Here is an 18,019-nt window from a genome sequence, read left to right as displayed (position 1 = left end):
TCCCCGACGACGCGGCCTACCTGATCTACACCTCGGGCTCGACGGGCCGGCCCAAGGGCGTCGTCCTCCCGCACCGCGTGGTGCCCTCGCTCGTCGCCACGGCCATCGACCGGCTCGGCGTCCGCGCCGGGGCGCGCGTGCTGCAGTTCGCGTCGGTCAGCTTCGACGTCGCGTTCTGGGAGCTGACGATGTCGCTGCTCACCGGCGCGCGTCTCGTCGTGGCCCCGTCACGGGTGCGGCTGGCCGACCCGGTGCTCACGACGTTCCTCGCCGACCAGGGCTTCGGGCCGGGCGACGTGACGATCCTGCCGCCGTCGCTGGTCGCGGCCCTGCCCCCGGACGCGACCCTGCCCGACGGGTCGGTGCTGCTCGTCGGCACCGAGGCGGTGCCGCCCGCGATCGTCGAGCGCTGGGCGTCGCGGCTGCGCGTGGTCAACGCGTACGGGCCCACCGAGGTGGCCGTGAACTCCACCCTCGGCGAGGCCGACCCGGCCGACGCCGCCACCGGCCGCGTCCCGATCGGCGTGCCCGACCCGAACACCCGCGCCTACGTCCTCGACGCCGCCCTGCGCCCGGTGCCGCCCGGTGGGGTCGGCGAGCTCTACCTCGCCGGCCCGGGGCTGGCCCGCGGCTACCACGACCGGCCCGCGCTGACCGCCGAGCGCTTCGTCGCGAACCCCGTCGGCGCGCCGGGCGAGCGCATGTACCGCACCGGCGACGTCGTGCGCCGCCTGCTCGACGGCCGGCTGGACTACCTCGGGCGCGCCGACGACCAGGTCAAGGTCCGCGGCTTCCGCATCGAGCTCGGCGAGGTCGCCGCGGCCGTCTCCGCCGCACCCGGCGTCGACCGGGCGGTGGTCGACACGCGACCGGGGCCGACTGGCGACCCGCGGCTGGTGGCGTGGGTCGTGCCGGGGACCGGGGGCGAGCTGGACGCCGTCCGCACCCACCTCGAGCAGACCCTGCCCGCCCACATGGTCCCGTCCGACCTCGTGGCCGTGGACACGATCCCGGTGCTGCCCACGGGCAAGGTCGACCGGGCTGCCCTGCCCGCCCCGAGCGGCGCCGAAGGCGGCACCCCGCCACGCACCGACGCCGAGCGGGACGTGGCCGAGGTGTTCGCGGAGGTCCTCGACGTCGCGCCCGAGCAGGTCGGTGTCGAGACCGCGTTCGCCGACCTCGGCGGGCACTCCCTGCTGCTCGCGGTGCTGCGCACCCGCCTCACCGAGCGCCTGGGCCTGACCGTCCCGGTCGCCGAGCTGATGCGCCGCCCGACCGTCGCGGACGTGGCGGCGCTGGCGGAGGGGATGGCGGAGGGCACGGCGGAGGGCACCGTGACGAGCGGGGGCCCGTCCGACCCCGTCCCGCTGCGCCGGGCCCCGGGACGCCCGCTGGTGCTGCTGCCCGGCGCCGGGGGCGTCGTGCACCCCTACACCGCGCTCGCGGCCCAGGTCCCCGCCGACCGCGCGGTGTGGGCGCTGCCCGGCCGCGAGCTGGGCGACCCGGCGTTCGCGCCGGCCACGCTCGACGACGTCGCCGCCGACCAGCTCGCCCGCCTGCGCGAGGTCGCGCCCACCGGCCCCTACGACCTCGCGGGCTGGTCCTTCGGCGGCGTCGTGGCGCACGCGGTGGCCGTCGCGCTCGTCGCGGCCGGGGAGGAGCTCGCGTCGTTGACGCTGCTCGACGCCTGGCCCTCGGACGCGGAGCGCAGCGGAGCCGGACCATCGCCGGGCGAGGGCCGGGGCGGCGGCGAGCTCGACCCCGTGGCGTTCCTCGCCGAGGTGCTCGGGCTGCCGGCGACCTCGGACCCCGACGCGCTGGCCGCCGCGGTCGCCGCCCGCCCGGAGCTCGCGGGCCTCTTCCCGCCGCCGGTGCTCGCGGGGGCCCTGCGCCACGTCCGGCACGCGGTCCCGGCGCTGGCGGTCCACCGGCCCTCGTCGCTGCCCGACACCGGCGCCGCGGTGACCGTCGTCGTCGCCGTGCCGGACGACCCCGCCGAGCGTGACGCCCGGCTCGCCGACGCCCGCGGGCGCTGGGGCCCGGTGCTCCCGGCGCGTGCCCGCTACCGACCGATCGCGGCCTCGCACCACGGGCTGCTGCGACCGGGCGCCGTCGAGTCGGTCGGCGCCCTGCTCACCGAAGTGCTCGCGTCCCCGACCCCCGAGGAGATCCCCTGATGGCCCCCCACGCCCGTCCCGGACTGTCCCGGCGCGGCTTCCTGGCCGGCGCCGGCGGCGTGGCCGCCACCCTCGCGCTCGCCGCCTGCGGTGGCGGCGGCGAGGGCGGTGGTGGCGGCGGGGCGACGCGCACGGTGGAGGGGGCGGGCGGGCCCGTCCAGATCCCCGCGAACCCGCAGCGCATCGTCTGCACCGACTTCTACACGACCTACGCCCTGCTCGACGTCGGCGTCACCCCCAGCGGGACCGCCCAGGCGACGCTCGGCGGCGTGCTGCCGGAGTACCAGCAGACCTACGACGCGATCCCCAAGGTCGGGACGCCGACGGCGCTGAACTTCGAGGCGGTCGCGGCGCAGTCGCCCGACCTCATCCTCGGCACCCTCGTGCCGAACCTGCCCGCCGACCTCGGCGCGCAGCTCGCGGGCATCGCGCCCACCCTGCTGCTGCCCGCGGCCGCGAACCCGGGCAGTTGGGGCGAGCGTGCGCTGCGCACCGCGGACGCGGTCAACCGGCTCCCCCAAGGCGAGCAGCTGAAGGCGAGCTACGACCAGCACGCACAGCGCATCCGCCAGCAGTACGGGCCGACCCTCGCGCGCACGCGGTGGGCGCTGGTGCGGGGCAGCTCGGGCGGGGTGTTCTTCTCCGACTACCCGACCTCGTGGAGCGGCGTGGTGCTCGCCGACTCGGGGTTCCGGTTCGGGCAGTTCGCGGCCGGCAAGACCGGCGCGGGCGGGCGGCTGTCCTACGAGCAGGCCACCCAGCTCGACGACTGCGACGTCGTCCTGCACCTCGCCGACACCCGCGGCGGCGTCGACGCCAACACCCAGACGCTGCTCGCCCAGCCGGCGTTCCAGCAGGTCCGGGCGGTGCGCGAGGGCCGGCTGTTCCCGCTGCCGAACTACTACTGCAGTCACTTCAAGCAGGGCGAGGCGGTCCAGAGCTACCTCGAGACCATCCTGCCGCGAGTCTGAGGAGGCCCCGTGCGCGTCGTCCTGTTCGGCTACCAGAAGTGGGGCGCGCGGCTCCTGGCCGCGCTGCTCGAGTCACGCCACGAGGTGGTGCTGACGGTCAGTCACCCGGAGGAGGGGGAGTGGGCGCCCGCGATCTTCGAGGAGTCGATGGGTGACCTCGCCCGCGAGCACGGCATCCCCGTGGTCTACCGCGAGAAGGCGGTGGACGCGGAGCTGGTGACGGCGATCAAGGAGGCCGACGCCGAGATCGGGCTGGCCTGCAACTGGCGCACGTGGATCAGCCCCGAGGTGTTCTCGGCGCCGACGCGCGGCACGGTCAACACCCACGACTCGCTGCTGCCGAAGTACGCCGGCTTCTCCCCGCTCAACTGGGCGCTGATCAACGGGGAGAGCCAGGTCGGGATCACCGCCCACTGGATGGACGCCGACCTCGACCGCGGCGACATCATCACCCAGCGCACCGTGCCGGTGACCCCGACCGACACCACCGAGGACCTGTTCCACCGCACCGTCGGGCTGTTCGGGGAGCTCTCGCTCGACGCCTTCGACCGCATCGAGCACGGGCCCCACGACTGGCTGCGCCAGGACCCCGAGCACGCGTCGTTCTTCCACAAGCGCGCCGACCCGGACAACAGGATCCACTGGGACCGGTCGGCGCGGGACCTCGTCAACCTCGTGCGCGCGCAGACCGGGCCCTACCCGAACGCCTGGTGCCTGCACGAGGGACGGCGCCTGCGGGTGCTCGAGGCGTCGGTGTCGCGGGAGAGGGCCGGCGGCACGCACGGCCGCGTGTTCGCGCGCGAGGGGCGCGGGGTCATCGTCGTCGCCGGGCCGGAGGCCTGGCGGGGCGGGCAGCACGGGCTGGTGCTGCAGCGCGTCAAGGACGACCAGGACGTCGAGCACGTCGCCGGCGACTACTTCCGGCGGATGGGCGACTACCTCACCTGACGCGGGGCGCCGCGTCCCGTGACCGGGACGCGGCGCCGAGCGTCGAGGACGCTCAGCGGTGGCCGCCCGGCGCGCCGCCGTGCCCGCCGCCCTTGCCACGGAACTTGTTGAGCATGTCCTGCGCCTTCGTGCGGTTCTTGGGGTCCGACGCGTAGCGCTTCGCCTGGTCGGTGTACTTCCGGCCCTGCGGGCTGCGCAGGAACTCCTGGACCTTCGAGAACAGACCGGGCACGACGACTCCTCACGGAGGGCGAGGCGGTCTTTCCGCCCCGTGTCCACCCACGATATCGCCCGTTTCGGACGCGCCGGAGTTACCCGTCGGTAAGGCCCTACACCCTACTCGTCGGTAACATGAGAGGCGTACGCCACGCTGCCGATGGGCACCGAGCGTGGGAGAGTCGGGGCAGAAGGTAAGTTACCGACGAGTATCTTACCGGGCGGTAACAGCGTCCTACCGGGACGGATGCGAGCACAGGAGGTCGCAGCAGGCCCATGAACATCGTCGTGCTGATCAAGCAGGTGCCCGACACCTGGTCGGAGCGCACCCTCTCCGACGCCGACAAGACGCTCGACCGCGCCTCGACCGACGCGGTGCTCGACGAGATCAACGAGCGCGCCGTCGAGGAGGCGCTCAAGATCAAGGAGGCGGGCGACGCCGAGGTCACCGTGCTGACCGTCGGCCCCGACCGCGCCACCGACGCCATCCGCAAGGCCCTCTCCATGGGCGCGGACAAGGCCGTCCACGTCAACGACGACGCCATCCACGGCTCCGACGCGGTGGCCACGGCGCGGGTCCTGGCCAAGGCCATCGGCACCGTCGACGACGTCCAGCTCGTCCTCGCCGGCAACGAGGCCACCGACGGCCGCAGCGGCGCGATGGCCGGGATGCTCGGCGAGCTGCTCGGCTGGCCGTCGCTCACCCACGCCAACGAGCTGTCCGTCGACGGCGGCACCGCGACCATCAAGCGGGAGACCGACGAGGGCACGTGCGACGTCACCGCGTCGCTGCCCGCCGTCGTCAGCGTCGGCGAGAAGATCAACGAGCCGCGCTACCCCTCGTTCAAGGGGATCATGGCCGCCAAGAAGAAGCCGGTGAACGCCATCGGTATCGCCGACCTCGGCCTGGACGCGAACGAGGTGGGTCTCGCCGGGTCGCTGACCCAGGTCGACTCCTTCGCGCCGCGCCCGCCGAAGTCGGGCGGCCAGAAGGTCGAGGACGAGGGCGACGGCGGCGCCAAGATCGCCGAGTTCCTCGTCGGCCAGAAGCTCATCTGATCCACCCCACCGACACCGAGAGGAGAACCATGGCCGAGGTCCTGGTCCTCGTCGACCACGTCGACGGGGAGATCAAGAAGAACACGTACGAGATGCTCACGGCGGCGCGCCGCCTGGGCGAGCCGTCGGCGGTCGTCGTCGGCACCCCGGGCACGGCGGCGAAGCTCGCCGAGGGCCTGGCCGCGCACGGCGCGGAGAAGGTCTACGTCGCCGAGTCCGACGACGCGGTCAACTACCTGTCGACCCCGCAGGTCGACGCCCTGGCCGCGCTGGTCGAGCGGGTCTCCCCGCCGGCCGTGCTCGTCCCGGCGGGCGCCGACGGCCGCGAGGTCGCGGGCCGCCTGGCCGTGCGCACCAACTCCGGCTGGCTCAACGACATCGTCGAGATCGACGGCGAGCGCGAGGCCACCCACTCGATCTTCGGTGGCGCCTTCACCGTCCAGGCGCGCGCCACCACGGACACCGCGGTCATCTCGTGGCGCTCCGGCTCCATCGAGATCGAGGAGCAGGCCGGCGCCGGCGCGCAGGAGACCGTCGAGCTCCCGGCGATCGACGAGAGCACGTCCGGCAAGGTGTCGAACCGTCAGCCGATCGTCGGCGGCGACCGCCCGGAGCTCACCGAGGCGAACGTCGTCGTGGCCGGCGGCCGCGGTGTCGGCTCGGCGGAGAACTTCGACGTCGTCGAGACCCTCGCCGACTCGCTGCACGCCGCGGTCGGAGCCTCGCGTGCCGCCGTCGACTCCGGCTACTACCCCAACCAGTTCCAGGTGGGGCAGACCGGCAAGACGGTCTCGCCGCAGCTCTACATCGCGCTCGGCATCTCCGGCGCGATCCAGCACCGCGCGGGCATGCAGACCTCGAAGACGATCGTCGCGGTCAACAAGGACCCCGAGGCGCCGATCTTCGAGATCGCCGACTACGGCGTCGTCGGCGACCTGTTCTCGATCAGCCCGCAGCTGACCGAGGAGGTCAAGAAGCGCAGCTCGTAGGGGCGCGCTCGTCCTGACCGAAGGGCCCCGTCGCTCGACCAGATCGAGCGGCGGGGCCCTTCGCTCGTCACGGGGCGGCGACCGTCACCCCTCGGGGGGAGCCGATCGTGTACGAGGGGATTACGCTGGCCGGTCGATGACGTACCTGGACCACGCGGCGACCACGCCGATGCTGCCGGAGGCGGCGGCCACCCTGACCGAGGCGCTCGGGCGCGTCGGCAATGCGTCGTCGCTGCACTCTGCCGGGCGCCGCGCCCGTCGTGCGGTCGAGGAGTCCCGCGAGACGATCGCCGCGGCCGTCGGCGCGCTGCCCTCCGAGGTCGTGCTGGCCACCGGCGGCACGGAGGCCGACAACCTCGCGGTCAAGGGCCTGTACTGGGCGCGCCGGGCCGCCGACGCGCGCCGCACCCGCGTCGTCGTGTCCGCCGCCGAGCACCATGCGGTGCTCGACGCCGCGGAGTGGCTCGCCGGGCACGAGGGCGCGACGCTCGACGTCCTGCCCGTCGACGCCCAGGGCCGCGTGCTGCCCGAGACCCTGCGCCAGGTCCTCGCCGCGCACCCCGACGAGGTCGCCGTCGTCAGCGTGATGTGGGCGAACAACGAGGTCGGCACGGTCAACGACGTGCGCGCGCTCGCCGAGGTCGCCCACGAGGCCGGGGTGCCGTTCCACACCGACGCGGTCCAGGCCGTCGGCGCCGTGCCCGTCGACTTCGCGACCAGCGGCGTCGACGCGCTGTCGCTGACCGGGCACAAGCTCGGCGGACCGGTCGGGGCGGGCGCGCTGCTGCTGCGCCGCGACGCCGTCTGCACCCCGCTGTTGCACGGCGGCGGGCAGGAGCGCGACGTCCGCTCGGGCACGCTCGACGTCCCCGGCACGATGAGCCTCGCGACCGCCGTCCGCGCGGCCGTCGCCGACGTCGAGCGCCGCACCGCGGTGCTGACCGGGCTGCGCGACGACCTCGTCGCCCGCGTGACCGCCGAGGTCCCCGACGCCCGGCTCAACGGCGTCCCGCTCGACCGGCCCGGCGAGCGACTGCCCGGCAACGCGCACCTGTCCTTCCCCGGCTGCGAGGGCGACAGCCTGCTGATGCTGCTCGACGCCCGGGGCATCGAGTGCTCCACCGGCTCGGCCTGCACCGCCGGCGTCGCCCGCCCGTCCCACGTCCTGCTCGCCATGGGCCTCGACGAGGACCTCGCCCGCGGCTCGCTGCGCTTCTCGCTGGGCCACAACTCCACGAGCGCCGACGTCGACGCGGTGGTCGAGGCGATCGGCCCGGTCGTCGAGCGCGCCCGCCGGGCCGGGGACGCGCTGGCGCACTCGTGAGGTCCTATCGGCGCGCTGTGTGGATCTGGAGCGCACCGTGAGGGTCCTGGCCGCCATGAGCGGCGGGGTCGACTCGGCGGTCGCCGCGGCGCGGCTGCGCGACGCCGGCCACGAGGTCACCGGCGTGCACCTGGCGCTGTCGGCGAAGCCCGCGACCATGCGCGAGGGCGCGCGGGGCTGCTGCTCGATCGAGGACTCGCGCGACGCCCGGCGCTGCGCCGACGTCCTCGACATCCCGTTCTACGTGTGGGACATGGCCGCGCGGTTCCGCGACGACGTCGTCGAGCCCTTCGTCGCCGAGTACGCCGCGGGCCGCACCCCGAACCCGTGCCTGCGGTGCAACGAGAAGATCAAGTTCTCGGCGGTGCTCGAGCGGGCCCGGGCGCTGGGCTTCGACGCCGTGGGGACCGGGCACTACGCGCGGCTGGACGGCGGGCTGCTGCGGCGCGCGGCGGACCCCGACAAGGACCAGTCCTACGTCCTCGGCGTGCTGCGCCCCGACCAGCTCGACGGCGCCCTGTTCCCGCTCGGCGACAGCGTGAAGTCCGAGGTGCGCGCCGAGGCCGCGGCGCGCGGGCTCGTCGTCGCGGAGAAGCCCGACAGCCACGACGTCTGCTTCATCCCCTCCGGCGACACCCGCGGCTTCCTCGCCGAGCGCATCGACGCGGCGCCGGGGGAGATGGTCGACCCGAGCGGCGCCGTCGTCGGCCACCACCGCGGCGTCCACGACTTCACCGTCGGCCAGCGCCACGGCCTCGGCATCGCGCGCCCGGCGCCCGACGGGCGGCCGCGCTACGTGCTGGGCCTCGAGCCGGTGAGCCGCACGGTGCGCGTGGGACCGGCCGAGGACCTCGACGTCACGACGCTGCGCGCCACCGACCCGGTGTGGCTCGTCGACCCGCCGGCCGACGCGGTGGCGTGCGTCGTCCAGGTCCGGGCCCACGGCGGGCTGGCGCCGGCGACGGTGCGGGTCGACGGCGGCGACGTCGAGGTGGTGCTCGACGAGCCCCTGCGCGGCGTGGCGCCGGGCCAGGCGGCGGTGTTCTACCGCCCGGAGCCCGCCGGCGACGTCGTCCTGGGCAGCGCCACCATCGCCTCGACCGGCCGCTGAGCGGGCGGGGCCCGTCCCCGGTCGCAACGAACGCGCTGTTCGCTGCTTCTACGCGCGCGAAGTCCCCGTTGATCACCCGCCGACGGCGCCCCGCGATAGCCGCAGGGCATGGCGTGGGCGGAGTAGAATCGAACACAGCATGACCACGAACTGCATCGGGTGCGGCCGCGAGATCCCCGCGGAGCGTGCCGAGCTGGGATACACCTACTGCACCGCCGCGGCCTGCCAGGCGCAGTTCCGCCGGGGCCCGACGGTCACCGCGGTGGCCGTCAACAAGAGCGGCGACGCCTTCCGCGTCGCCGAGCCCGACGAGATCGCGGCCCGCGCCGCGGCGGGCGAGTTCGCCACCAAGAACACGGGCCTCGGCACCGCGCCGGTCGAGACCCCGCGGATCCCGTCCCCGCGCCGTGCCCCGCGCCGCCCGGTCGCGGCGCGCACCGCACGACCGTCCTGGACCTCCGCCCAGGAGAACGTCGTCCGGCTCTACGCGGACATGGGCCTCTCGCCCCGGCAGATCGCCGAGCGCGCTCGGGAGAACACGCCCCGGCTCGGGATCACCGAGGCGCTCGCGGTCCGCGTCCTGTCGGCGCCGCGCCGCTAGGGTCCCGGCCCATGGGCTTCGAGGCCGAGAACATCCGCGACTGGCAGGGCAAGAACGTCGTCGACCCCACCGGCGGCAAGATCGGTGAGCTCGAGGCGATCTATGTCGACACGGTCTCCGACGAGCCGGCGTTCGCCACGGTGATCGTCGGCATGATCGGGCGCCGCCGGCTCGCGTTCGTCCCGCTGGTCGGGGCGACGGTCGCCCCGGACCACGTGCGCGTCACCGTCGCGAAGGACCTGGCCAGGCACGCCCCGTCGATCGACACCGACGGCGAGCTCGCGGCCGAGGACGAGCCGGCGATCTTCGAGCACTACGGGCTCGCGGCGGCCTCGCCGGGCGCGGCACGCCGGCTCGCGCGGCGCTGAGCGCGCCGCGCCCCTCCGCGTCGAGGACGACGCGACCGACCCGCGCGCCGCGTCCTCTCCATCGACCGCCCCGACGCCCGCGACGCGCTCGAGCACGCGGCGCTCCTGCGCGTGATGCGCACCGACGACGCGGTCGAGGGCCCGGCGGCCTTCGCCGAGAAGCGCCCGCCGCGCTACCGGGGCCGCTGACGACGCAGGAGCCGCCGGAGCCGGGCCAGCAGGGCGCTGAGGGCCAGGCGCAGGGGGCTCGGCCGCGTGGTGGGTGCCTCGCCCGTGCGCGCGGCCTCGTCGACGGCCTCGGCGAACCGCTCGAACAGCCGCCGCGAGACGTCGCCGGCCAGGGCGCGGCCGAACTGGGCGACGCGGCCGCTGAGGTGGACGTCGGCGTCGGCCCACAGCGTCGTGCCGCCGCCGTCGTCGGGGTCGGCGGCGAGCCGGATGACCGCCTGGGTCGACGATCCGCCGCGGTCGGTGCCCTGGGCCAGCAGGCGCAGGCGGTGCGCCGCGGGGTCGCGCTCGACGACGTGGGCGAGGCCCTCAAAGCGCAGCGACACCGGTCCGAGGGCGACGACCGCGCGGCCGCGGTAGCGGTCGTCGCCGAGGTCCTCGGTCATCGCCGCGCCGGGCAGGCAGGCGACGAGCCGCGCCGGGTCGGCCAGCACCGCCCAGACGTCCTCGACCGGCGAGGACAGGGTGCTGCGGACCTCGACCGTCACCGTCGGCGGGCCCGACGGGACCGTGATCTCCGTGGGCGAGCCGGTGGATTCCCTGACACCTGACGTCAGCGTGGCCGCCACGCTGGCACTCCCCGAGCGCCCGACCAGCGCGGGGGGCACGGCGGCGCGGGGCGGGGGGACGCCGTCGGGGTGGGTGCGCGCGACGTCGTCGACCGCGGCGAGGATCCCGCGGTAGCCGGTGCACCGGCACAGCACGCCGGACATGTCCTCGGGCAGGGTCGCCGGGTCGTAGGTGCCGCCCGCGAGCAGGTCGTAGGCGCTCATCAGCATCCCCGGCGTGCAGAAGCCGCACTGCAGCCCGTGGTGGTGGGAGAACGCCTGCTGCAGGGGGTGCTGGTCGGCAGCGGTCCCGAGACCCTCGACGGTCGTGAGCGCGGCGCCCTCGCACTGCACGGCGAACAGCAGGCACGCGCGGACCGCCTCGCCGTCGAGGAGGACCGTGCACATCCCGCAGACGCCGTGCTCGCAGCCGACGTGGGTGCCGGTGAGCCCGAGGCGGTCGCGCAGGACGTCGGACAGGGTCGTGCGCGGGGCGACGGTCACGGTCACCGTGCGCCCGTTGACGGTCATGGTCACGTCGGCGGTGGCGTCGGCCTCGACCCTCATCGGTGGGCCTCCCGGTGCGCACGGACGATCTCCCGCGCGGCGAGCACCCCGAGCAGGCGGACGCGGTAGCCGCGCGAGCCGTGCGCGTCGCCGTCGGTGTCGACGACCTCGGCGGCGAGCGCGTCGGTCACCGGGCGCAGACCGGCCTCGGTGGGGTCGGGGTCCAGCGTCAGCTCGCGGACCACGGGCCGGTCGGACACCCCGAACGCGGCGAGCGTCGCCGCCTCACCACGCACCCGCACCGCCACCCCGGCGAGCGCGAAGTCGCCGTGCCGGCGGGCGAGCTCGGCGAACCCGAAGCCCTCGCCCGCCCCTGCCACCGGGAAGCGCACGCCGGTCACGAGCTCGTCCGGCCCGACCGCGGTGGTCATGGCGCCGGTGACGAAGTCCGCCGCCGCGACGACCCGCTCCCCGCCCGGACCACGGACCACCACCGACGCCCCGAGGCACGCCGCCACGGCGGGGAGCTCGGCGGCAGGGTCGGCGTGCGCGAGGCTGCCGCACACCGTCCCGCGGCTGCGCAGCTCCCGGTGCCCGACGAAGGGCAGGGCACGCGCGACCAGAGGGACGGCGGCCACCTCGGCTGACCGCTCCACGCGCCGCTGCCGCACCGCGGCCCCGACGTGGAGCTGCCCGTCTTGGACCACCAGGGAGTCCAGCCCCGGCAGCCGCGTGATGTCCACCAGCGTGCCGGGCCGGCCCAGGCGCATCGCCAGCACCGGGACCAGCGACTGCCCGCCGGCGAGCACCTTGGCGTCCCCACCGGCGAGCACGTCGACCGCCTCGTCGACCGAGTCGGGGCGGCAGTACGCGAACGGCGCGGCCTTCATCGCCGCCTCACCGGCCCGTGAACGACGGCGCGCGCTTCTCGCCGAACGCGGCGACGCCCTCGGCGAAGTCGTGGCTCGAGCGCAGCATCGCGTAGGCCTTCCGCTCGAGCTCGATCCCGGAGTACAGGGGCGCGTCGACGCCGCGGTCGAGCACCTCCTTGGCCGCGCGCAGCGCCAGCGGCGAGAAGCCGAGCATCGTGGTCACCAGGGCCTCGGTGGCCTCGTCGAGCGCCGCGCGGTCGGGGTGCAGCTCCGCGACGACGCCCCAGTCGGCGGCCTCCTGCCCCGACATGCGCCGCGCCGTCATGACGTGGTGCTTCGCCCGCGACAGCCCGATCAGCCGCGCCAGGCGCTGGGTGCCGCCGGAGCCCGGGATCATGCCGAGGTTCATCTCGGGCAGGGCGAAGCGGCTGCGCTCGGTCGCGAGGCGGATGTCGCAGGACAGGACCAGCTCGAGGCCGACGCCGAAGGCGTAGCCGTCGACGGCGACGATCACCGGCTTCGGGCTGCGGGACGGCGCGGTGACGTCGTGGCCGAGGTCGGTGAAGTCGATCGGCTCGACCTCCATGAACCCGGCGATGTCCCCGCCCGACGAGAAGTGCTCGCCGTCGGAGCGGATGACGACCACCTGCACGTCGGGATCGCGGTCGATCTCGGCGAAGCGCTCGGCCATCAGCCGGCGCATCTCCCACGTGATCACGGTGTAGCGCCCGTGGGACAGCGTCACGTCCGCCACCCGGCCGTCGTGCGAGCGCTCGAGGCGGACCTCGCCACCGGTCAGTGCCATGTCAGCGGTCTCCCAGGAGGTCGTGGATGACGGAACCGTGCAGGGGCAGGGCGTCGATGGCGACGCCGGCCGGGGCCAGGGCGTCGGCGACGGCGTTGGCGTACGCGACCGGGAAGCTCATCGAGCTGCCCTCGCCGCAGCCCTTGGCGCCGAGCGGGGTGAGCGGCGACGGCGACGACACGTGGTCGGAGACCAGCGGGAACGCGGTCTCGGCGCTCGTGGGGCAGAGGTAGTCGAGGAAGGTCGCCGACGTCGGCTGGCCGGCGGGGGAGTACCGGAACTCCTCGTACGCCGCCCCGCCCAGCCCGTGCACCAGCGCCCCGAGGACCTGGCCCTCGAGCAGTACCGGGTCGAGGACCGTGCCGGCGTCGTGCACGGTCGCGACGCGGTCGAGGGTCACCTCGAGCGTGTCCGCGTCGATGCGCACGCCGACCATCTCGGCGACGAAGCCGTAGCAGAGCGAGGAGTTGATCCGGTCCTCCGCGGTCGCCGCGACGGCCTCGGGCGGCACGAACTCGCCCTCGGTCGCCAGGCGCGCCGGGGCGCCGGCCGGCAGCGCGCCCGGATCCCAGTGCACGACCCCCGCCGCGTGCCGGAACAGGCACGACGCCCCGGTCGCCGGGTCGCGCACCGACCCGTCGGCCAGCTCCAGCCCGTCGGGGGCGACCCCGAGCAGCACCGAGGCCCCCGCCCGAGCCGTCTCGGCCAGCCGGTCGACCGCCGCGACCACCGCGCTCGTCACGAGCGGCGCGAAGCGCGAGGAGTAGCTGCCCGACGTCACCGTCCACGGCGTCGACGCGGTGTCCATGTCGACCACGACGCGCACCTGCTCGACGGGCAGCCCCAGCCGGGTCGCCGCCACGCGCCGGGCCACCGTCGCGTGCCCCTGGCCCTGCGGCACGGAGCCGAGCAGCACCGTCACCACGCCCTGCAGGTCCACCGAGGCGCGGACGATCTCGGTCGAGCCCGACTTGTCCCGGCCCGGCTTCCGCTCCGACGCCGGGGTCGCGAGCCCGACGTAGCCGATGTTGGTGCCGGACGGGTCGACGACCAGCGCCAGCCCGACCCCGTAGTGCGCGCCCTCGGCGCGCGCGGCCTCCTGGCGCGCCCGCAGCTCGTCGTAGCCGCCCTTCGCCAGCAGGAGGTCGAGGGCGGCGGGGTAGTCGCCGGAGTCGTAGAGCCCGCCGGTCGGGGTGCGGTGGGGGAACGCGCGCACGAGGTTGCGGCGCCGGACCTCGGCCACGTCGAGCTCGGTGCGCGCCGCGACGGCGTCCATCAGCCGCTCGAGGCCGAAGTAGAGCTGCTGGCCGCCGAAGCCGCGGTTGAGGCCGGTCGGCGCGCGGTTGGTGACGACGGCGCGGGCGCGGATCGCCACCGCGGGCACGTCGTAGGCGCCGGTGATGTTGCCGAAGCAGCGGTACAGCGTGCTCGGCTCGGGTGGGCGCAGGTAGGCGCCGACGTCGTCGACGAGGTCGACGCGCAGCGCCTCGACCACCCCGTCCCCCGACACGGCCGCGGAGAACCCCATCACCCGTCCGGCGCCCGACGAGCTCGCCAGCAGGTGCTCGACGCGGTCCTCGGTCCAGCGCACCGGCCGCCCGGCGTGCTTCGACGCGAGCGCCATCAGCACGACGTAGGGGTAGATGCCGGACTTGATCCCGAAGCTGCCGCCGATGTCCGCGGGCACGTGCATCCGGAACCGCGACACCGGGATCCCCAGCGCCCCGGCCGCGACCGGGACCATGGTGAACGGCCCGTGGAAGTTCGCCCAGCACTCGACGCCCGGCCCGTCGGCGCCGTCGACCCACTGCGCGACCACCCCGTAGCCCTCCATCGGCACGGACGAGTAGCGCGGGAACGTGTACTCGCCGTGCACGAGGTGGTCGGCGCGGGCGAAGGTCTCGTCGACCGGCCCGAAGGTGAAGGTGCGGTCGGTGGCGACGTTGGTGCCCGCCTCCGGGTGCAGGAGGACGGCCTCGGGGCCCAGCGCCTCCCGGGTGTCGACGACGACGTCGAGCGGCTCGTAGTCGACCGCGACGAGCTCGGCGGCGTCCTCGGCGACGTAGCGGTCGCCCGCGACGACGACCGCCACCGGCTCCCCGACGTAGCGCACCGCGTCCACCCCGCTGGGCAGGTAGGGCATCGGCGTCGAGGTCGACAGCGGGAACGGGCGCACGGCGGCCCGCACCTCGTCGGGCCCGATCACTGCGGCGACGCCGGGGTGCGCGCGGGCCGCCGCGAGGTCGACCCCGCGGATGCGGGCGTGCGGGTGCGGGCTGCGGACCACGGCGGCCACGAGCGTGCCCGGCAGCGGGTCGAGGTCGTCGACGAACCGCCCGGCGCCCGTGACCAGCGCGGCGTCCTCGTCCCGTGCGGGGGTCCAGGTCACCGCGACACCGCCGCGGTGTCGGCGAGCGGCTCGTACTCCCCGGCGGAGAGGACACGGCGCAGCGTCTTGCCCACCGCCGACCGGGGCACGGCGTCGAGGGCGATCACGCGCTTCGGGCGGCGCAGCGACGGCAGGACCCGCCGGGCCCAGGCGTCGGCCGCCGCGACGGCCCGATCCGGTGTCACGCCCGCGCCGGGGACGACGAACGCGGTCACCGCCTGGCCCCACCGCTCGTCCGGGAGCCCGACGACGACGACGTCGGCGACCTCGGGGCAGGACACCAGCGCGGCCTCGATCTCGTCCGGGTAGACGTTCTCCCCGCCCGTGTTGATCATGTCGTCGACGCGGCCGGACACCCACAGGTCCCCGTCGTCGTCGGCCACGGCGAGGTCGCCGGTGAAGTACCAGCCGTCGCGCACGGCCTTCGCGGTCGCGTCCGGACGCAGCCAGTAGCCGCGGAACGCCTCGGGGCTCGCCATCGACACGACCACCTGGCCCTGCTCGCCGGGCGCGACGACCGCGTCGGGCGACGCCCCGGGCGAGGGGTCGACGAGCCGGACCCGGCTGAACATCCCCGCGCGGCCCGCGCAGCCCGGTTTCGCCGCGACGTCCGTGCCGATGGTGAACGTGTAGATCTCCGTCGAGCCGAAGTGGTTGACGAACGCCTCGGGCGCCACGGTCTCGACCAGCTGCTCCGCCAGCGCCGGTGCCATCGGCGCGCCCGCGTACGCCAGGCGCCGCACTCGGCCCAGGCTCGCCGGGTCGGCCTCGCGCAGCAGCGACCAGAACATCGTCGGCACGAGGTAGAGCGACGTGACCCGCTCGCGCGCGACCAGCTCGGCGGCCTCCGCGGCGTCGAACCGTGCCTGGGGCACCCAGGTGCCGCCCACGACGATCGAGGCGAGCAGCGTCCGCACGCCCATGGTGTGGAACAGCGGCATCACCCCGAGCACGACGTCGCCCGCGCGCCCGCCGGTCTGCACGAGGTGGGCGACGGCGGCGGCGTGCTCGGCCCGGTGGGTCCGCGGCACGCCCTTGGGTCGCCCGGTGGTGCCCGACGTGTAGAGCATGACGCTGACGTCGTCGGGGCCCGGCGGGTCCGAGGGCGGGGTGTCGGGCTGGTCGCGGGCACGGCGCCGGACGTCGTCGAGGTCGAGGTGGGCGACCGGGCGGACGCGTTCGTCGCGGAGGGCGGCGTTGGTGTTCCCGGCGGTCGCGGGCTCGCTGACGACGAGCGCGGGGGCGGCGTCGGCGAGGCAGTGGGCGAGCTCCGGGACGCCGAAGCGCGGGGAGAGCGGGGTGGCGACGGCGCCGAGACGCTGGGCCGCGAGGTGCAGCGACGCCGCTGGCTCGCCCCCGGTGAGGACGAGGGCCACGCGGTCGCCGCGGCGGACGCCGAGGCCGCGGAGCGCGTGGGCGAGGCGGGCGGTGCGGGCGTCCCACTCGGCGAAGGTCAGCGGGTCGGGTCCGCCGACCGCGCGTCGTGTCGGGTGGCGCTCGACCGTCCACGCCCAGACCGTCGCCAGGTCCACGGCCGCCTCCCGATCATGCTCCGGTGCATACCATCTGTTTCGGACGGTATGGGACGGACGCCGAGACGGCAAGGGTCGGTACGCTGCGCCACCGTGGCCGACCGGCTCTCCCCGACCTCCTACGTCGTCCTCGGGACGATCGCCCTGCGCGGGCCGTCGACGTCGTACGACCTCAAGCGGGCGGTCGGGCGCTCCATCGGCTACTTCTGGCACTTCCCGCACGCGCAGCTCTACTCCGAGCCGCAGCGGCTGGTCGAGCTCGGGCTGCTCGAGGCCGAGACGGAGGCCGAGGGCCGCCGCCGGCGGACCTTCCGGCTCACCGACGCGGGCCTCGCCGAGCTGCGGGCGTGGCTGGCGGAACCGACGCCCGAGCACTTCCAGATGCGCGACATCGCCGAGCTCAAGCTGTTCTTCAACGAGGTCGGCGAGACCGCGGACGTCGTGCGCCTCGCCCGCGAGCAGGTCGCCGCCCACCGCGAGCGCATCGCCGTCTACGAGGACATGCAGGCCCGCTACGCCGACCTCGACGCCGTCGCCAAGCGCATGATCACCCTGCGGCTGGGCCTGGAGATGGAGCACGCCGCGCTGCGGTTCTGGTCGTCGCTGCTGGACGACGTGACCGAGGAGGAGTCCGCGTGACCGCGCCCGACGACGGCTCGGAGGACGACCTGGTGGCCGGCGAGCCCCGCCGGCTGCTCCGGACGGCGCTGGCGCACCTCTCCACGCAGCGACGGGAGGACGGCTCGCTCGAGCTGCTCGGCGAGGTGCCGCCCGAGCTCGGCGAGCCGCTGGTGCGCGCCCTCGAGCGCGTGGCCGGTGAGCTCGTGGCCGACGACGAGCGCCGGGGCGAGGTGCCCCGCAGCGGCGGGCGGCTGCACGCGGACGCGTTCGTCGCCCTGCTGCTGCGGGTCACCGACACCCCGGCCGACCAGGCGTAGCCCAGTCCTGACGGCCTTCCGGCGCGTCCTTCACCCCTTCCCGGGCGTCGAGGTGGAGGGCAGCAGCGCCATCTCCCGGGGGTCTTGATCGCCGCGGCGACCCGGTGCTGCTGCGGGCCGGTCAGCCCGGTGACCCGCCGCGAGCGGATCTTCCCGCGGTCGGACACGAAGGTGCGCAGCACCGACACGTCCTTCCCGTCGACGGTGTCCACGTCGCGCAGGGGGTTGGGCTCGCGGCGTCGGGGCGGGCGCGGGGCGCGGCTCATCGCTCCTCGCGGAAGTCGACGTGACGACCCACGCGGGCGTCGTACTTGCGCAGCACGAGCCGGTCGGGGTCGTTGCGCCGGTTCTTGCGGGTGACGTACGTCGTCCCCGTCCCGGCGGTGGAGCGCAGCTTCACGATCGGTCGGACATCGTTGCGGGCCACGACTTCCCC

At 75.3% G+C, this 18,019-nt stretch carries 18 protein-coding genes and 1 pseudogene; 11 read left to right on the top strand and 8 right to left on the bottom strand.

The window, feature by feature from the left end; translation table 11 throughout:
* From PGB27_RS26930 to PGB27_RS26920, 3 genes are all read left to right on the top strand, one after another.
* The coding region (locus tag PGB27_RS26930) for an alpha/beta fold hydrolase (RefSeq protein ID WP_274203527.1) at nucleotides 1-2,177 on the top strand (2,177 nt) is incomplete at its 5' end.
* Complete coding sequence (locus tag PGB27_RS26925; RefSeq protein ID WP_274203526.1) at nucleotides 2,177-3,148, top strand: ABC transporter substrate-binding protein; 972 nt, start codon at nucleotides 2,177-2,179, stop codon at nucleotides 3,146-3,148. The genes PGB27_RS26930 and PGB27_RS26925, both read left to right, overlap by 1 nt.
* Nucleotides 3,149-3,157: 9 nt before the next feature.
* Nucleotides 3,158-4,096, top strand: a complete 939-nt coding sequence (locus PGB27_RS26920) for a methionyl-tRNA formyltransferase (RefSeq protein ID WP_274203525.1) — start codon at nucleotides 3,158-3,160, stop codon at nucleotides 4,094-4,096.
* 52 nt (nucleotides 4,097-4,148) lie between these two features.
* Here the strand turns inward: PGB27_RS26920 and PGB27_RS26915 are convergent, their stop codons facing one another.
* A complete protein-coding gene (locus PGB27_RS26915; RefSeq protein ID WP_274203524.1) occupies nucleotides 4,149-4,328 on the bottom strand; it encodes a hypothetical protein in 180 nt (59 codons plus the stop codon).
* Between the two features lie 260 nt (nucleotides 4,329-4,588).
* On the opposite strand from PGB27_RS26915, the gene PGB27_RS26910 reads away from it, so the two are divergent.
* From PGB27_RS26910 to PGB27_RS26885, 6 genes are all read left to right on the top strand, one after another.
* Entirely contained in the window at nucleotides 4,589-5,371 is a 783-nt protein-coding gene (locus PGB27_RS26910) for an electron transfer flavoprotein subunit beta/FixA family protein (RefSeq protein WP_274203523.1), read from the top strand.
* Nucleotides 5,372-5,400: 29 nt separating this feature from the next.
* Nucleotides 5,401-6,360, top strand: coding sequence for an electron transfer flavoprotein subunit alpha/FixB family protein (locus tag PGB27_RS26905; protein ID WP_274203522.1), 960 nt, complete (start codon nucleotides 5,401-5,403; stop codon nucleotides 6,358-6,360).
* Nucleotides 6,361-6,496: 136 nt separating this feature from the next.
* Entirely contained in the window at nucleotides 6,497-7,684 is a 1,188-nt protein-coding gene (locus PGB27_RS26900) for a cysteine desulfurase family protein (RefSeq protein WP_274203521.1), read from the top strand.
* A gap of 37 nt (nucleotides 7,685-7,721) precedes the next feature.
* The gene (gene mnmA, locus PGB27_RS26895; protein ID WP_274203520.1) at nucleotides 7,722-8,795 is read left to right on the top strand and encodes a tRNA 2-thiouridine(34) synthase MnmA; all 1,074 of its coding nucleotides are present in this window, start codon (nucleotides 7,722-7,724) and stop codon (nucleotides 8,793-8,795) included.
* Between the two features lie 139 nt (nucleotides 8,796-8,934).
* On the top strand, nucleotides 8,935-9,396 hold the full coding sequence (locus PGB27_RS26890; protein WP_274203519.1) for a hypothetical protein: 462 nt from the start codon (nucleotides 8,935-8,937) through the stop codon (nucleotides 9,394-9,396).
* 11 nt (nucleotides 9,397-9,407) lie between these two features.
* Nucleotides 9,408-9,764 carry a PRC-barrel domain-containing protein gene (locus PGB27_RS26885; protein ID WP_274203518.1) on the top strand — a complete coding sequence of 119 codons (357 nt, stop codon included), beginning with the start codon at nucleotides 9,408-9,410 and terminating at the stop codon, nucleotides 9,762-9,764.
* 173 nt (nucleotides 9,765-9,937) lie between these two features.
* Here PGB27_RS26885 and PGB27_RS26880 read toward each other — a convergent pair whose 3' ends face one another.
* The 5 genes from PGB27_RS26880 to PGB27_RS26860 are packed head-to-tail and all read right to left on the bottom strand — an operon-like array spanning nucleotide 9,938 to nucleotide 16,645.
* Nucleotides 9,938-11,107, bottom strand: coding sequence for a xanthine dehydrogenase family Fe-S subunit (locus PGB27_RS26880; RefSeq protein ID WP_274203517.1), 1,170 nt, complete (start codon nucleotides 11,105-11,107; stop codon nucleotides 9,938-9,940).
* Nucleotides 11,104-11,937 carry an FAD binding domain-containing protein gene (locus PGB27_RS26875; protein WP_274203516.1) on the bottom strand — a complete coding sequence of 278 codons (834 nt, stop codon included), beginning with the start codon at nucleotides 11,935-11,937 and terminating at the stop codon, nucleotides 11,104-11,106. Before PGB27_RS26875 ends, PGB27_RS26880 begins: the two co-directional genes overlap by 4 nt.
* Nucleotides 11,938-11,944: 7 nt before the next feature.
* Entirely contained in the window at nucleotides 11,945-12,724 is a 780-nt protein-coding gene (locus tag PGB27_RS26870; protein WP_274203515.1) for an enoyl-CoA hydratase/isomerase family protein, read from the bottom strand.
* 1 nt (nucleotide 12,725) lies between these two features.
* A complete protein-coding gene (locus PGB27_RS26865; protein WP_274203514.1) occupies nucleotides 12,726-15,113 on the bottom strand; it encodes a xanthine dehydrogenase family protein molybdopterin-binding subunit in 2,388 nt (795 codons plus the stop codon).
* Nucleotides 15,110-16,645, bottom strand: a complete 1,536-nt coding sequence (locus PGB27_RS26860; protein ID WP_274203513.1) for a class I adenylate-forming enzyme family protein — start codon at nucleotides 16,643-16,645, stop codon at nucleotides 15,110-15,112. Before PGB27_RS26860 ends, PGB27_RS26865 begins: the two co-directional genes overlap by 4 nt.
* 93 nt (nucleotides 16,646-16,738) lie before the next feature.
* On the opposite strand from PGB27_RS26860, the gene PGB27_RS26855 reads away from it, so the two are divergent.
* Both PGB27_RS26855 and PGB27_RS26850 read left to right on the top strand, forming a co-directional pair.
* Nucleotides 16,739-17,284, top strand: coding sequence for a PadR family transcriptional regulator (locus tag PGB27_RS26855; RefSeq protein ID WP_274203512.1), 546 nt, complete (start codon nucleotides 16,739-16,741; stop codon nucleotides 17,282-17,284).
* Nucleotides 17,281-17,583: a DUF222 domain-containing protein gene (locus tag PGB27_RS26850; RefSeq protein WP_274203532.1), complete on the top strand. Its 303-nt coding sequence runs from the start codon at nucleotides 17,281-17,283 to the stop codon at nucleotides 17,581-17,583. The genes PGB27_RS26855 and PGB27_RS26850 overlap by 4 nt, the downstream gene beginning before the upstream one ends.
* 143 nt (nucleotides 17,584-17,726) lie before the next feature.
* On the opposite strand, the pseudogene PGB27_RS29560 reads toward PGB27_RS26850, so the two are convergent.
* Nucleotides 17,727-17,849, bottom strand: a pseudogene (locus tag PGB27_RS29560) (30S ribosomal protein S18); the annotation flags it as partial.
* Entirely contained in the window at nucleotides 17,846-18,010 is a 165-nt protein-coding gene (gene rpmG / locus PGB27_RS26840; RefSeq protein ID WP_274203511.1) for a 50S ribosomal protein L33, read from the bottom strand. The pseudogene PGB27_RS29560 and the gene rpmG, both read right to left, overlap by 4 nt.
* Nucleotides 18,011-18,019: the final 9 nt, after the last annotated feature.

The sequence above is a fragment of the Actinomycetospora lemnae genome (genome assembly GCF_028737315.1).
In the GTDB taxonomy this organism is placed as follows: Bacteria; Actinomycetota; Actinomycetes; order Mycobacteriales; family Pseudonocardiaceae; genus Actinomycetospora; species Actinomycetospora lemnae.
This window is presented reverse-complemented; position numbering and strand designations above follow the sequence as displayed.

What these genes read in the sequence shown, in the direction of transcription:
- PGB27_RS26925 (WP_274203526.1), top strand. Translation starts at nt 2,177, where the DNA reads ATGGCCCCCCACGCCCGTCCCGGACTGTCCCGGCGCGGCTTCCTGGCC.
- PGB27_RS26910 (WP_274203523.1), top strand. Translation starts at nt 4,589, where the DNA reads ATGAACATCGTCGTGCTGATCAAGCAGGTGCCCGACACCTGGTCGGAG.
- PGB27_RS26905 (WP_274203522.1), top strand. Translation starts at nt 5,401, where the DNA reads ATGGCCGAGGTCCTGGTCCTCGTCGACCACGTCGACGGGGAGATCAAG.
- PGB27_RS26900 (WP_274203521.1), top strand. Translation starts at nt 6,497, where the DNA reads ATGACGTACCTGGACCACGCGGCGACCACGCCGATGCTGCCGGAGGCG.
- PGB27_RS26890 (WP_274203519.1), top strand. Translation starts at nt 8,935, where the DNA reads ATGACCACGAACTGCATCGGGTGCGGCCGCGAGATCCCCGCGGAGCGT.
- PGB27_RS26885 (WP_274203518.1), top strand. Translation starts at nt 9,408, where the DNA reads ATGGGCTTCGAGGCCGAGAACATCCGCGACTGGCAGGGCAAGAACGTC.
- PGB27_RS26880 (WP_274203517.1), bottom strand. Translation starts at nt 11,107, where the DNA reads ATGAGGGTCGAGGCCGACGCCACCGCCGACGTGACCATGACCGTCAAC.
- PGB27_RS26875 (WP_274203516.1), bottom strand. Translation starts at nt 11,937, where the DNA reads ATGAAGGCCGCGCCGTTCGCGTACTGCCGCCCCGACTCGGTCGACGAG.
- PGB27_RS26870 (WP_274203515.1), bottom strand. Translation starts at nt 12,724, where the DNA reads ATGGCACTGACCGGTGGCGAGGTCCGCCTCGAGCGCTCGCACGACGGC.